This is a genomic window from Micromonospora sp. TSRI0369, from assembly GCF_001905625.1.
Taxonomy (GTDB): domain Bacteria; phylum Actinomycetota; class Actinomycetes; order Mycobacteriales; family Micromonosporaceae; genus Micromonospora; species Micromonospora echinospora_A.
Genome location: NZ_LIVU01000004.1, coordinates 319,679 through 333,010, shown reverse-complemented (window position 1 = coordinate 333,010; position 13,332 = coordinate 319,679). Strand labels below are relative to the sequence as shown.

At 73.6% G+C, this 13,332-nt stretch carries 13 protein-coding genes; 7 read left to right on the top strand and 6 right to left on the bottom strand.

What is annotated here, in order from left to right:
- Position 1 precedes the first annotated feature (1 nt).
- Positions 2–1,384, bottom strand: coding sequence for a lipase family protein (locus AMK25_RS14460; RefSeq protein ID WP_073828900.1), 1,383 nt, complete (start codon positions 1,382–1,384; stop codon positions 2–4).
- Positions 1,385–1,566: 182 nt separating this feature from the next.
- Here AMK25_RS14460 and ung point away from each other — a divergent pair, with 182 nt between their 5' ends.
- Positions 1,567–2,265 (top strand): uracil-DNA glycosylase, encoded by a 699-nt coding sequence (gene ung / locus AMK25_RS14455; RefSeq protein WP_073828899.1) that lies wholly within the window; start codon positions 1,567–1,569, stop codon positions 2,263–2,265.
- On the opposite strand, the gene AMK25_RS14450 is transcribed toward ung, so the two are convergent.
- Positions 2,254–2,979, bottom strand: coding sequence for a helix-turn-helix domain-containing protein (locus AMK25_RS14450; protein ID WP_073828898.1), 726 nt, complete (start codon positions 2,977–2,979; stop codon positions 2,254–2,256). The two genes, ung and AMK25_RS14450, sit on opposite strands and share 12 nt — an antisense overlap.
- Positions 2,980–3,150: 171 nt before the next feature.
- Here AMK25_RS14450 and tsaB point away from each other — a divergent pair, with 171 nt between their 5' ends.
- From tsaB to AMK25_RS14420, 6 genes are all read left to right on the top strand, one after another.
- Entirely contained in the window at positions 3,151–3,828 is a 678-nt protein-coding gene (gene tsaB / locus AMK25_RS14445) for a tRNA (adenosine(37)-N6)-threonylcarbamoyltransferase complex dimerization subunit type 1 TsaB (RefSeq protein ID WP_073828897.1), read from the top strand.
- Positions 3,825–4,268 carry a ribosomal protein S18-alanine N-acetyltransferase gene (gene rimI / locus AMK25_RS14440; RefSeq protein ID WP_073828896.1) on the top strand — a complete coding sequence of 148 codons (444 nt, stop codon included), beginning with the start codon at positions 3,825–3,827 and terminating at the stop codon, positions 4,266–4,268. Before tsaB ends, rimI begins: the two co-directional genes overlap by 4 nt.
- A 5-nt stretch (positions 4,269–4,273) precedes the next feature.
- Positions 4,274–5,320: a tRNA (adenosine(37)-N6)-threonylcarbamoyltransferase complex transferase subunit TsaD gene (gene tsaD, locus AMK25_RS14435; protein WP_073828895.1), complete on the top strand. Its 1,047-nt coding sequence runs from the start codon at positions 4,274–4,276 to the stop codon at positions 5,318–5,320.
- A 17-nt stretch (positions 5,321–5,337) separates the two neighbouring features.
- Complete coding sequence (locus AMK25_RS14430) at positions 5,338–5,592, top strand: hypothetical protein (protein ID WP_030501549.1); 255 nt, start codon at positions 5,338–5,340, stop codon at positions 5,590–5,592.
- 70 nt (positions 5,593–5,662) lie between these two features.
- Positions 5,663–7,369, top strand: a complete 1,707-nt coding sequence (locus AMK25_RS14425; protein WP_073828894.1) for an ABC transporter ATP-binding protein — start codon at positions 5,663–5,665, stop codon at positions 7,367–7,369.
- On the top strand, positions 7,366–9,135 hold the full coding sequence (locus AMK25_RS14420) for an ABC transporter ATP-binding protein (RefSeq protein ID WP_073828893.1): 1,770 nt from the start codon (positions 7,366–7,368) through the stop codon (positions 9,133–9,135). The genes AMK25_RS14425 and AMK25_RS14420 overlap by 4 nt, the downstream gene beginning before the upstream one ends.
- Positions 9,136–9,189: 54 nt before the next feature.
- Here AMK25_RS14420 and AMK25_RS14415 read toward each other — a convergent pair whose 3' ends face one another.
- From AMK25_RS14415 to AMK25_RS14400, 4 genes are all read right to left on the bottom strand, one after another.
- Entirely contained in the window at positions 9,190–9,927 is a 738-nt protein-coding gene (locus AMK25_RS14415) for a DUF4142 domain-containing protein (protein ID WP_073828892.1), read from the bottom strand.
- Between the two features lie 87 nt (positions 9,928–10,014).
- Positions 10,015–11,190 (bottom strand): ROK family protein, encoded by a 1,176-nt coding sequence (locus AMK25_RS14410; protein ID WP_073828891.1) that lies wholly within the window; start codon positions 11,188–11,190, stop codon positions 10,015–10,017.
- 30 nt (positions 11,191–11,220) lie between these two features.
- A complete protein-coding gene (locus AMK25_RS14405; RefSeq protein WP_043328321.1) occupies positions 11,221–12,480 on the bottom strand; it encodes a sugar ABC transporter permease in 1,260 nt (419 codons plus the stop codon).
- On the bottom strand, positions 12,477–13,289 hold the full coding sequence (locus AMK25_RS14400; protein WP_073828890.1) for an ATP-binding cassette domain-containing protein: 813 nt from the start codon (positions 13,287–13,289) through the stop codon (positions 12,477–12,479). The genes AMK25_RS14405 and AMK25_RS14400 overlap by 4 nt, the downstream gene beginning before the upstream one ends.
- Between the last annotated feature and the right edge of the window lie 43 nt (positions 13,290–13,332).

Here is a 13,332-nt window from a genome sequence, read left to right as displayed (position 1 = left end):
GTCAGGGCTGAAGGGGCATCGTCCAGCAGTTGGAGTAGGCAGTCCGCCCGGCGAGCCGGTCGGTCAGCCAGGCCACCGCGTCGCCCTGGTCGGTGATGAGCGGCACCAGGTGGTTGGTGAGGATCTTGTCCCCGAGGTTGGGCAGGCTGATCGCCTGGTAGGCCACGTTGCCGCCCTTGCGGCACCAGTCGACAGCCAGTTGGCGGGCCTGCCGGTGGGGCACGATGTCGTCCTGGATGCCGGTCGCCACACGTACCGGGCCGGTGGGCTTTAGCGTGCCGATGCGCTGCCGGTCGAGGACGGCCTGGGCTTCGGGCGATGCGGCGATGACGGCGGTGAGGGATCGGCCGCCGGTGATCCACCTGGTGCTCTTGGTGAACGCGTACCGGAGGATCGCGTCGCCGACGCACATGGTCGAGGTGTCCTTCAGCGCGGCCCGGCCGGTGTCGTTGAGGGCGGCCTCGATGACGTCCCGCAGGGCCGGGTCGGACTGGGCGAAGCCGTTCAGCGACCACCCGAGCGCCCCCACCAGCGCGCTGCCGTCGATGCCGCCGATGACCGCGGTCAGGTCGGCGGGCGGCGCGCCGACGTAGGTTCCGGCGACCGGCACGTCGGGCGCGTAGGTGGACTGGAGTTCGGCGGCAGCGGCGCTGGCGCCCCCACCCTGGCTGTATCCGTACAGACCGACGCGGGACTCCGCAGTGACCGACGCTCCGGGTACGGCGCGGGCGGCGCGGGCCGCGTCCAGCAGGGCGCGTCCCCCGTCGAGGCGGTTGACGTAGGTGTGCAGCCGGTCGGTCGCGCCCAGGCCGACGTAGTCGGTGACGACGACCGCCGCGCCGGTGGCGAGGAGGCGGTAGACGGCGAGGGCCTCGTAGCCGACCGACACCGTGTCGCCGGTGAGCGTCAGCGGATGTTGCAGCGAGAACGACGGTGCGCACTGGTCGCCCTGCCCCATGGTCCCCGAGGCGACGGCGACCAGCGGGCGCGGGCCGGCGCCCCGCCACGCCGCCGACGGTTCGATGTAGGCGCCGGTCACCGCGACGGGCCGGCCGTTGGAGTCGGTGGACCGGTACATGAGCCGGGTGGCGGTGCCGGGCATCGGGCGGCCGTCGAGCCCGGGAATGCTCAGGCCGAGCGGCAAGGGCTCGGTGCGGATCAGCGTGCCGTTGGTGGCGGGCAGGTCGGCGGGCGGTTGGTAGAAGGCGGGAATGGTCACGCCGCGGGAGACCACGGGCGCGGCGCCGTCGGCGGACGCGGCTGTGCCGGATCCGGCCAGGTAGACGGCTGCCGCCGCGGCGACGGCCAGGATCCGGAGGCCGGTCGTGCGGCGGGGGGAGAGGGCGGTGGAGGGCGTGCGGGGACGGTTGTTTCTCCTGCTCACGGGCACTCCTAGCGAGCATCGATGGTGGTGGATGCAAGCTAGCAGTGGCGGTGTGGCGTAAGTAACTTGCCAGTAGGTTACGCTCCGGTAACTTTTCTCGTCCAGTGCCCGGCGCTGCCGCAGCACGGGAGTGTCGGTTGCGGCTGGTATGAAGATGGCGACCCCACGAGGAGAGGTTGCCGATGCCCGACGCCCCCACCCTGGACCTGCCGGCGCTGCTGCCGGAGGCCTGGCGTGCCGCGCTCACCCCCCACCTCGACCCGGCCCGCACCGCCGCGCTGGCCGAGTTCGTCACCAGGGAGTACGCGAGCGCCACTGTCTTCCCGCCGCTGGAGGACCTGTTCTCCGCCTACCGGCAGTGCGGGCCGGCCGACACGAGGGTGCTCATCCTCGGGCAGGACCCGTACCACAAGGCGGGCCAGGCGCACGGGCTGAGCTTCAGCGTCCGCGAGGGGGTGGCGGTCCCGCCGTCGCTGCGCAACGTCTTCAAGGAGATGAGCGAGGACCTGGGCGTGCCGAAGCCGCGCAGCGGCAACCTCGACGGCTGGGCCGCGCAGGGCGTCCTGCTGCTCAACTCGGTGCTGACCGTTCGGCAGGCCACCCCCGGCTCGCACGCCAACAAGGGCTGGGAGGAGTTCACCGACGCCACCATCCGGGCGCTCGACGCGCTCGACCAGCGCGTGGTCTTCCTGCTCTGGGGCGGCTACGCGCGCAAGAAGGCGGCGCTCGTGACCAACCCGCAGCACGTGGTGCTGGAGGCCGGCCACCCGAGCCCGATGAACCCGCGGGGCTTCCTCGGCAGCCGCCCGTTCAGCGCGGCGAACAAGGCCCTGGCCGACGCGGGGCTGCCCACCATCGACTGGGAGCGCTCAGCCGGCTGACCCGTCCGGCGCCTCGCCCGCCGCAGCGAGGCGCCGGCGGTACCGGGACAGCAGTTCGGCCGTACGCCGGTCGGTCACCTCCACCTCGAGCAGCGACTCGACCGGGTACGTGCGTTCACCGAGGCGGACCTCGATCGGCTCGGGCAGTTCGTCGCACATCCGGGCCCGCAGCTCGCCGAATCGGGTCCGCCAGCGGTGCTCGCCCGGTTCCTCGGGCTCCGGGTGGCCCCCGCCCCACTCCTGCCACCGGGCATCCCAGCGCTGCGCGCGGCCCCGCTCCAGGAACGCGGTGAACCGCGGGGAGTCCCGCCACCGCACCGCGATCTCGACCGCGTCCACCGGCAGCGGCGCGCCCTGCAACAGGGCCGCCGTGCCGCCCGCCAGCACGTACGGCAGGTCGCCCAGCGCGTCGATGATCGGGTCCAGCCGGAGATGATCGATCCGCTCGGTCAGCGCGGTCCCGGCCATTTCGTCAAGCGCCGCGTCCAGGTGACTGTCCAGCGGCTCGACCTCGATCCGTAGTTGCCGGCCGAGCGCGCCGAGCAGGCGTTCCGCAGTGGTCAGGCTGGGGAGCCGGTCGCCGCGCTCGATCCGGGCGATGGTCGCCTGGCTGATCCCTGCCCGGACGGCCAGCGCCTGCTGGGTGAGCCCGGCCATCTCCCGTTCGTGGCGCAGGGCGCGGGCGATCTCCTGGACCAGGCGACTCTCCGTCATCTCCGCAGGATGGCAGTCCGCCGTCGAGCGATATACCTGTGAGTCATATTTATGACCGAGAGGTATATCGCTCTCAGGTCATCTCTTCTGTCAGGACGCTACCCAACGTGACCGTGCGAGCGGCGAGGGCGTGCCAGGGGTGGGCGGAGCGGACGGCTAGGCTGGCTTACCGTGCTCGTACTCGTGGTGGACTCCTCGACGCCCGCGGTGACCGCGGCGCTGGCCGAGGTCTCGGCGGACGGCGTCGCGGTTCGTGCGTCCCGATGCACCGTCGACGCCCGCGCCCACGGCGAGCTGCTTGCGCCGCAGGTCGACGCCGTGCTCGCGGACGTCGGCGCGCGCCCCGCCGACCTGGCCGCGATCGTCGCCGGCCTCGGCCCGGGCCCGTTCACCGGGCTGCGGGTCGGGCTGGTCACCGCCGCCACCATGGGTCAGGTGCTCGGCGTCCCCACGTACGGTGTCTGCTCGCTGGACGGGCTCGGCCACCCGGCGGCAGCCGGCGAGCCGGTGCTGGCGGCGAGCGACGCGCGGCGGCGGGAAATCTACTGGGCCGTCTACGACGGCGCCGGCCAGCGTCTGGTCGGGCCGGAGGTCGCCGCCCCGGCGGTGGTCGCGCAGCGGGCACGCGACCTGGCGGTCACCGTCGCGGTCGGCGACGGCGCGCACCGGTACGCCGACGTGCTCGGCCTGCCGGTGCGGGACGAGCCGCGCTACCCGGACCCGCTGGCGCTGGCGCGTCTGGCCGCGCCGCGGATCCGCGCGGGCGCGCCCGGTGAGACGCTCACCCCGCTCTACCTGCGTCGCCCCGACGCGGTCGCGGCCACCGGCCACAAGCCGGTCCTGCCATGAGGCTGGGCCGGTTCCGCTGGTGGCACGTCGAGGAGGTGCTGCCCATTGAGGCGGACCTGTTCGGCGCAGAGCAGTGGTCGGCGGGGATGTTCTGGAACGAACTCGCCAACGGCCACTTCTACCTGGCCGCCACCGACGACGACGGCGCCGTGCTCGGCTACGCCGGACTGGCCGTCTACCCGCCCGACGAGGCCTGGGTGCAGAACGTCGCGGTCCGTCGCGACGCCCAGCGCCGGGGTGTCGGCCGGCTGCTGCTGGAGGCGCTGCTCGCCGAGGCCGCCCGGCGCGGCGTCCGCAGCACGCTGCTGGAGGTCGCCGCGGACAACGCCCCGGCGCAGCGGCTCTACGCCGGCTACGGCTTCGAGCCGATCGGCGTACGGCGCGGCTACTACCAACCGAGCAACACCGACGCGCTGGTCATGCAGCGCAACGAGGACTGACGAGCATGGCTGACGAACCCCTGATCCTCGGCATCGAGACCTCCTGCGACGAGACCGGCGTGGGCATCGTGCGCGGGCACACGCTGCTCGCCGACGCGCTGGCCTCCAGCGTCGAGGAGCACGCCCGGTTCGGCGGCGTGGTGCCCGAGGTGGCCAGCCGCGCCCACCTGGAGGCGATCGTGCCGACCATGGACCGGGCGTTGCGCGAGGCGGGCGTCACCATCGCCGACATCGACGCGATCGCGGTGACCGCCGGGCCGGGGCTCGCGGGCGCGCTGCTCGTCGGGGTCGCCGCCGCCAAGGGGTACGCGGTGGCGGCGGAGAAACCGGTGTACGGGGTGAACCACCTCGCCGCGCACGTGGCGGTGGACACGCTCGAACACGGCCCGCTGCCCGAGCCCGCCATCGCGCTGCTGGTCTCCGGCGGCCACTCCTCGCTGCTGCGCGTCGACGACCTGGCCCGCGACGTCGTACCGCTCGGCGCCACCATCGACGACGCGGCCGGCGAGGCGTTCGACAAGGTGGCGCGGCTGCTCGGGCTGCCGTTCCCCGGCGGACCGTACATCGACCGCGAGGCGCGTGCCGGTGACCCGGCGGCGATCGCCTTCCCGCGCGGGCTGACCGCCGCGAAGGACCTGGCCGGGCACCGCTACGACTTCTCGTTCTCGGGTCTGAAGACGGCGGTGGCCCGCTGGGTTGAGGCGCGGCAGCGGGCCGGTGAGCCGGTCCCGGTCGCCGACGTGGCCGCGTCCTTCCAGGAGGCGGTCTGCGACGTGCTGGTCGGCAAGGCGATCGACGCCTGCCGCACCAGCGGCATCGACACGCTGGTGATCGGCGGCGGAGTGGCAGCCAACTCCCGGCTGCGGGCGATGGCCGAGCAGCGGGCCGGCAAGCACGGCATCCGGGTGCGTACGCCCCGGCCGAAGCTCTGCACGGACAACGGCGCGATGGTGGCCGCGCTCGGCTCCCACCTGGTCGCCGCGGGCGTCGCGCCGAGCCGGCTGGACCTGCCGGCCGACTCGGCGATGCCGCTGACAGTGGTCAGTGTGTGAGCGGGGAGGGAACCGACATGATCGTCCGGATGTGGGAGGCCAAGGCCGAGTCGTACGGCTTCGCCGACCTGATCACCTGGGTCTGCGAGACCGCGCTGCCCGAGTTCGAGCACGACCCGATGCACGTCTCCAGCGAGGTGTTTTCCTCCACCGACCACCGGCTGGTGGTCATCTCCAAGTGGCGGAACAACCCCCGGGAGCTGCCCGAGCCGCCGGCGCGCCTGATCGCCCGCCCGCCGCACAGCTGGGACTTCGCCCAGGTCGACCGCTGACGCGAGGGTCGTCACGACGGCCGGAATTGGTTGGCGTCCCGGTCGTCCCGGCACCTAGCGTCGGTGGGTCATGCGCTTTTCACCGGCCGGCGACCCCGGCACCCCCGACGCGCGGTCGGCCACCCGATACCTCGTGTGGCTCGCCGGGCGGCACCCCTTCATCTTCGGCGCCGGTCTCGCGCTCGGCGTGATCTGGATGCTGGCCCAGGCGCTCGTGCCGGCCGTGCTCGGCCGCGCCGTGGAAGCCGGCCTGGCGCAACGCGACCCGGACGCGCTGGTGCGCTGGAGTCTGGCCCTGCTCGGGCTGGGTCTGGTGCAGGCCGTCGCCGGGATCCTGCGTCACCGCTGCGCGGTGCACAACTGGCTCGGCGCCGCCTACCGCACCGTGCAGGTCACGGTGGACGCCACCAACCGGCTCGGCGCCGCGTTGCCCCGGCGCGTCGCGGCCGGCGAGGTGGTGAGCATCGGCACCGCCGACATCGAGCACATCGGCAGCGCCATCGACATCACCGCCCGGGGCGTCGGCTCGGTGGTCGGCATCGTCACAGTCGCGGTGATCCTGCTCAGCGCCTCCCAGCCGCTCGGCCTCGTGGTGGTGTTCGGGGTACCGCTGCTGATGGCGCTCGTCGCGTTGCTGATCCGCCCGCTGCACCGGCAGCAGGCCGCGTACCGGGAGTCGACCGGCCGGCTCACCGCCCGGGCCGCCGACATCGTCTCCGGCCTGCGCGTGCTGCGCGGAGTCGGCGGCGAGCCGGTGCTGTCCGAGCGCTACCGGCAACGGTCGCAGGCGTTGCGCGCGGACGGGCTGCGGGTGGCCCGGGTCGAGTCGCTGCTGCAGGCCGCGCAGATCCTGCTGCCCGGTGTCTTCGTGGTGCTGGTGACCTGGCTGGGCGCCCGGTTCGCGCTGCGCGGCGAGATCAGCGCCGGTGAGCTGGTCTCGTTCTACGGCTACACCGCGTTCCTGGTCAGCCCGCTGCGCAACCTCACCGAGGCGGCCGACAAGCTGACCCGGGGACACGTCGCTGCTCGCCGGGTGGTCCGGCTGCTGCGGCTCGCGCCGGAGTTCACCGACCCGGCCACCCCGGTGCCGGTGCCGGCCGGCCCGGGCGAACTGGCGGACGTGCGTTCCGGACTCGTCCTGCGACCGGGCCGGCTCACCGCGCTGGCCACCGCCACGCCGCAGGACGCCGTCGAGATCGCCGACCGGCTGGGCCGGTACGCCGACGGGGACGTCACGCTGCACGGCGTACCGCTGCGGGACGTGGCACTGGCGACGGTGCGGGAGCGGATCCTGGTGGCCGACAACGACGCGCAGCTGTTCAGCGGCGTGCTGCGCACGGAGCTGGACCCGCACGACCGGGCCGGGCCCGGCGCCGTCGAGGCGGCGTTGGCCGCGGCGAGCGCCACCGACATCGTCGAGGCGCTGCCCGGCGGCCTGGACGGCGAGGTCGCCGAACGCGGCCGGGAGTTCTCCGGCGGGCAGCGGCAACGGCTGCGGCTGGCCCGCGCGCTCGTCGCCGACCCGGAGATGTTGATCCTGGTCGAGCCGACCAGCGCGGTGGACGCGCACACCGAGGCGCGCATCGCCGAACGGCTCGGCCCGGCCCGCCGGGGCCGCACCACGCTGGTCTGCACCACGAGCCCGCTGGTGCTCGGCCACGCCGACCACGTGGTCTTCGTGGAGGACGGCAAGGTCGTCGCCGAGGGCCGGCACGAGGAACTGCTCGCCGGCGAGCCGCGCTACGCCGCCACGGTGAGCCGGGAGGAGGACCGATGAGCAACGCGCTGCCCGTCGCCGACGTCGCCCAGGTCCGCCGGTACGTGCGGGAGCTGATCCGCCGCCACCCGCGGGGCCTGGCCGTCGCGCTCGGCCTGCACGCGCTCGCCGCGGGCGCCGGGCTCGTCGCCCCGCGCCTGCTCGGTGACCTGGTGCAGGGCATCTCCCAGGGCATCGCCGCGACGACTGTGGACCGGGTCGTGGCGGCCATCGCCGCGTTCGTGGTGGTGCAGGCGGTGCTGGTCCGCTTCGCGCACCTGGCCTCGGCCCGGCTCGGTGAGCGGGTGCTCGCCGAGCTGCGGGAGGAGTTCGTCGACCGGGTGCTCGCGCTGCCGCTCGCCACCGTGGAGCGGGCCGGCACCGGCGACCTGCTCACACGCACCTCGCGGGACGTCGCCGCGCTGTCCCGTACCGTCCGGTTCGCCGGACCGGAGACGCTGATCTCGGCGCTGACCGTGCTGCTCATCCTCGGCGCGCTGGTGCTGACCGGCCCGCTGCTGGCGCTGCCCAGTCTGCTGTCGGTGCCGGTGCTGTGGGCCGGCACGCGCTGGTACCTGCGCCGCGCGCCGCAGGGCTACCTGCGGGAGAACGCCGCCTACTCGGACATCACCGACGGGATCAGCGAGACGGTCGACGGGGCGCGGACCACCGAGGCGCTGCGTCAGGCGGCCCGCCGCCGGGCTCGCGGGGACGCCGACATCCGCCGGTCGTACGCCGCCGAGCGCTACACCCTCCACCTGCGGACCGTGTTCTGGCCGGTGGCCGAGTTCGGCTATCTGGTGCCGATGGTGGCGACGCTGCTCATCGGCGGCTGGTTCCACCTGAAGGGCTGGGTCAGCCTCGGCCAGGTCACCGCCGCCACGCTCTACGCCCAGCAGCTCACCGACCCGATCGAGCGGCTGCTCGGCTGGCTGGACGAGTTCCAGGTCGGCGGCGCCTCGCTGGCCCGGCTGCTCGGGGTGGCCGCCGAGCCGGACGAGCGCGCCAGGGCATCCGCCACGCCGGACCAGCGCGCCGCCGCTCCGGGCCGGGCGGGCGGCGAGGGCCGGCTCGCCGCGCGCGACGTGCGGTACGCGTACCGCCCGGGACACGACGTGCTGCACGGCGTGACGCTGGAACCCCGGCCGGGGGAGCGGCTCGCGATGGTCGGCCCGTCCGGGGCGGGCAAGTCGACGCTGGGCCGGCTGCTGGCCGGCGTGCACGCGCCGAACGCCGGCACTGTGACAGTGGACGGCCGCCCGCTGGCCGGGATGCCCCTGGCCGAGCTGCGTACCCATGTCGCGCTCGTCAGTCAGGAGCACCACGTGTTCATCGGCACGCTCGCCGACAACGTGGCGATGGTCCGGCCGGACGCCGCCCCGGCACGGGTACGCGCCGCGCTCGCCGCCGTCGACGCGCTGGACTGGGCGCTGGCCCTGCCGGACGGGCTCGACACGCCGGTCGGCGCGGGCGGCCACCCGCTCACCCCGGCGCAGGCGCAGCAGCTCGCGCTGGCCCGGCTGGTGCTCGCCGACCCGCACACGCTGGTGCTGGACGAGGCCACGTCGCTGATCGACCCGCGGGCGGCCCGGGCCCTGGAGCGGTCGCTGGCGGCGGTGCTGGACGGCCGTACCGTCATCGCCATCGCGCACCGGCTCTTCTCCGCGCACGACGCGGACCGCGTGGCGGTGGTCGCCGACGGGCGCATCACCGAGCTGGGTTCACACGACGAACTCGTAGTGGCCGGTGGCTCGTACGCCGCGCTGTGGCGGTCCTGGCACGGCTGAGAACGCGCGACGGGCCCCGGCGGACGTGCGCCGGGGCCCGCTCGACGGCCGGGGTCACGAGCGGCGGGTCAGCCGCCAGGTGGCGTACCCGCCGGTGCCCAGCGCGATCAGGAACACCGCCCACACCAGTCCGGTGCCGACCTGGAGTCCACCACCGCTGCCCACGTTGGCCTGGGCCGCGGCGACGAGCGAGTCGCTCTGCGCGGGCGGCAGCGCGGCCGGCGGCAGCTGCTGCCAGCGCACCAGCCCGGTGCTCTCCAGCATGGTCATGTGGTCGTTGACGAACTTGTTGGCGTCCTCGGCCAGCTTGCGCACGATCGGGTCGCGGGTGCTGGCCCGGACCGCGCCGATCACCGGGAAGATCTTGCCGTGGGCGACCCGCAACCGGGTGACGAAGATCTGGTCGAACCGGGCGCCGTTGGCGTTCCGCATCTCGGTCAGCCACCCCTGCTGCTCGGCCGTCGGATCCGTCGGCAGGGTGGCGCCGAGCTTGTTGGCCGCCTCGACCACCAGCTGGTCCAGCTCCGCGTGCTGCTTGGCGATCTCCGCGCCGACCTCGCGTACCCGGGCGGACTGGCCCTTCTCGGCCGCCATCTGCCCGGCCGGCATCTCCCACAGCCCGGCCAGCCGTACCCCGTTGAGCAGCGTCATGTCGGCGGCGTTCATCTGCACGCCGGGGTTGGGCGCGGCCTGCGCCGTCCCGGGAACGACGCCGATCCCCGCGCCCAGCGCGGCGAGCAGCAGTACCACCCGGTGCGCCAGCTTGCGGCGTGCGGATTCCAGCGATGCCATGGTTGCGGTGCCTCCTCGGTCCGGACCGGTACACGGGGTGTCGTGGACGGCCGCCCGTCCGCACACTGGTACGGATCACCGGGCCGATCAGTTCAGCGGATCGGCGAGGAGTCGTTCGAACGCCAGCTCGGCGGCGCCGATCAGCGCCGCGTCGTCGCCCAGCTTCGGGGTACGCAGCCGCACGTGCTCCAGGCACGCGGGCAGCCCGTTGGAGTTGAGCCGGCTGCGCACCTGCGCCGCGGCGGCCAGGTAGAGGTCGCGCATGGTGCCGCCGAAGATGACCATCTCCGGGTTGAAGATGTTCACCAGGTTCGCGACGCCGAAGCCGAGCCAGTCGCCGGCCTGCCGTACCGCGGTCTGGGCGCGGGCGTCGCCGCGGTCGGCGGCGTCGAAGACGGCGAGCAGCGCGTCCCGGCCACGCGCCTCGGACCGGCCCGCGGCGCGCAGCAGCCCGTGCTCGCCGATCTCGGTCTCCCAGCAGCCGCGCCGGCCGCAGTCGCAGCGCACGCCGTCGCGGACCACCACCATGTGGCCGACCTCGCCGCCGTAGCCGCCGTGCCCGGTCAGCCGCCGGCCCCCGGCGATGATGCCCGCGCCCACACCGACGTCGCCGTAGATGTAGATGACGTTGTCGCAGCCGACGGCCGCGCCCCGGGCGTGCTCGGCGTACGCGGCCACGTCGGCCACGTTGCCCACCGTGATCGGTACGTCTATCCCCAGCTCGACGGCGAGCGCCGCACCGATCGGCTGGTCCACCCAGCCGGTGGTCGGGCTGAGCCGGACCAGCCCGTCCTCGCGGCGGACCATGCCGCACACCGCCACCCCGGCGCCCACGCAGATCGCGTCCGGCGGCACCGACTGGTGCATCTCCTTGACCGCCCCGGCGAGCAGCGGGGCGGCCTCCCCGGCGACCAGGTTGCGCGGCCGCTCCATCTCCCGGCGGTCGAGCACCTCACCGCCGAGCCCGACCCGCGCGGCCCGCAGCCGGTCCACCTCGACGCTGTACGCGTACGCGTAGACCCGCTCCGACTCGGGCCGGACGACGAGTGACGGTCGTCCGGCCCGGCCGGTCTCCTTCGGCGTCCCCTCGCTGACCAGACCGGCGCCGGCCAGGTCCGCGGTCAGCGCGCCGATGGTGCTGCGGTTGAGTCCGAGCGCGGTGGTCAGCTCGGCGCGGGTGGTGGCCCCGTGAACGTGTACGTAGCGGAGCAATGCGCCCAGGTTCTGCCGACGGATCTCGTCCTGACTGGGGCCTGCGCGCATTGCCACTGCCATGTGTTTCCGTGCCCCTGCTCAGCGGTTGCCGGTGGCGGCGGCCCGCCGACGCGACAGCGCGTCGATGGTCGCCGCGGCGAGCAGCACCACGCCGGTGACCACGTACTTGACGCCCGAGCTGTATCCCATCAGTCCCATACCGTTGTCGATGACCGCGACCACCGCGCCCCCGAGCACGGCGTCGAGGACCCGGCCCTTGCCGCCGAAGAGGCTGGTGCCGCCGATCACCGCCGCGCCGACGGCGTAGAGCAGTACGTTACTGCCCCCGGTGTTGGGGTCGACCGAGTTGCCCCTGCTGGCGGCCACGATGCCACCGATGGCGGCCATCGAGGAGCAGATGACGAAGACGGAGATACGAATCCGGTCGACGTTGATGCCGGCCCGGCGGGCCGCCTCGGCGTTGCCGCCGACCGCGTAGATGTGCCGTCCGTAGCTGGTGCGCTGGAGCACGAACGTCCAGACGATCAGCAGCACCGCGATGATCGGCACCACGATCGGCACGCCCTTGAGCGAGGTGATCAGGACGTTGCGGCTGCGCTCCAGGTTGAGCACGTAGACCGCCACGCCGAGGATCACGGCCAGGCCGGCGATCCGCGCGCCGACCACCGTGAGCGGGTCGGTGAGCAGGCCACGGGCGGCCCGGTTGCGGTACCGGAGCAACTGCACTGCCGCGTACCCGGCGACGGCCACCGCGGCGAGCGCCCAGCCCAGCGCGGGAGAGAGGTTGCGGTTGGCGATCGCGACGAGCACGTCGTCGCGGATCGCGATGTTGGCGCCCTCGTCCATCAGCGTCAGCACGACACCCTGGAAGGCGAGGAACCCGGCGAGCGTCACCACGAAGGACGGGATGCCGACCTTGGCGACCAGCAGGCCCAGCACGGTGCCGATCACCAGACCGGTGACGACGGCGGCGAGCACCGCCACGTACCAGGGGTAGCCGAGCACTGTGACGACGTTGGCCAGGATCGCGGCACAGACGCCGCTGGCGAAGCCGGCGGAGAGGTCGATCTCGCCGAGCAGCAGGACGAAGACCAGGCCCATGGCGATGAGCGTGACCGCCGCGCCCTGGGTGAACAGGTTCGCCAGGTTGCCGGCGGTGAAGAACGACGGGCGGGCGATCGAGAAGCCCACCGCCAGCGCCACGAGCATCACCACCGCGGGGAGCGCGCCGATGTCGCCGCCGCGTACCCGGCGCCAGTAGTTGTTCACGTGGCTGTTCAGGGTCGGTGTCGGCGCGACGCCGGCCGGGCCTTCCTTCTTCACGACGATGGCGGTCATCGGATGGCTCCTGGGGTGGTGTCGGCGGGCGCGGCGCCGTTGCCGCCCGGCTCGCCGGTGAGGCCGAGGCCGCCGGATCGACCGGCGGTGATCAGCTCGACCACCTGCGAGTGGGTGATGTCGGAGGTCTTCACCTGGGCGACCATCTGGCCGAGGTAGAGCGCGGCGATCCGGTCGGAGACGGCGAAGACGTCGTTCATGTTGTGCGAGATGAGCACCACTGCGAGGCCGTTGTCGGCCAGTCGGCGCACCAGTTCCAGCACCTGGGCGGTCTGCGCGACGCCGAGCGCGGCGGTCGGCTCGTCCAGGATGACCAGCCGGCTGTTCCAGAGCACGGCCTTGGCGATGGCGACGGTCTGCCGCTGGCCGCCGGAGAGGCTGGCCACGTGCTGGCGCAGCGACTTCACGGTGCGCACGCTCAGGCCGGCGAGCGTCTCGGCGGCCATCTGCTCCATGGTCGGCTCGTCGAGCACGATGCCGCTGCGCTTCTCCCGGCCGAGGAACATGTTCTGCACGATGTCGAGGTTGTCGCAGAGCGCGAGGTCCTGGTAGACGACCTCGATGCCGAGCGCGGCGGCGTCGCGCGGGCTGTTGATGCTCACCGGCCGGCCGTCGAAGAGGAACTCGCCGGCGTCGGTGGGGTGGATACCGCTGATGCACTTGACCAGGGTCGACTTGCCGGCGCCGTTGTCGCCGACAAGCGCGGTCACCTCGCCGGGGTGCGCGGTGAAGGCGACGTCACGCAGCACCTGGACGGGACCGAAGCTCTTGTCGATCCCGCGTAGCTCCAGCAGGGGGGTTGCGGACACGGGGTTCTCCTTTGGGCGGAGGGAGGTCTCGGATCCCGTCCGG

Coding starts and splice junctions, on each gene's coding strand:
- ung (WP_073828899.1), top strand. CDS start 1,567: ATGCCCGACGCCCCCACCCTGGACCTGCCGGCGCTGCTGCCGGAGGCC.
- AMK25_RS14450 (WP_073828898.1), bottom strand. CDS start 2,979: ATGACGGAGAGTCGCCTGGTCCAGGAGATCGCCCGCGCCCTGCGCCAC.
- rimI (WP_073828896.1), top strand. CDS start 3,825: ATGAGGCTGGGCCGGTTCCGCTGGTGGCACGTCGAGGAGGTGCTGCCC.
- tsaD (WP_073828895.1), top strand. CDS start 4,274: ATGGCTGACGAACCCCTGATCCTCGGCATCGAGACCTCCTGCGACGAG.
- AMK25_RS14430 (WP_030501549.1), top strand. CDS start 5,338: ATGATCGTCCGGATGTGGGAGGCCAAGGCCGAGTCGTACGGCTTCGCC.
- AMK25_RS14425 (WP_073828894.1), top strand. CDS start 5,663: ATGCGCTTTTCACCGGCCGGCGACCCCGGCACCCCCGACGCGCGGTCG.
- AMK25_RS14420 (WP_073828893.1), top strand. CDS start 7,366: ATGAGCAACGCGCTGCCCGTCGCCGACGTCGCCCAGGTCCGCCGGTAC.
- AMK25_RS14415 (WP_073828892.1), bottom strand. CDS start 9,927: ATGGCATCGCTGGAATCCGCACGCCGCAAGCTGGCGCACCGGGTGGTA.
- AMK25_RS14410 (WP_073828891.1), bottom strand. CDS start 11,190: ATGCGCGCAGGCCCCAGTCAGGACGAGATCCGTCGGCAGAACCTGGGC.
- AMK25_RS14405 (WP_043328321.1), bottom strand. CDS start 12,480: ATGACCGCCATCGTCGTGAAGAAGGAAGGCCCGGCCGGCGTCGCGCCG.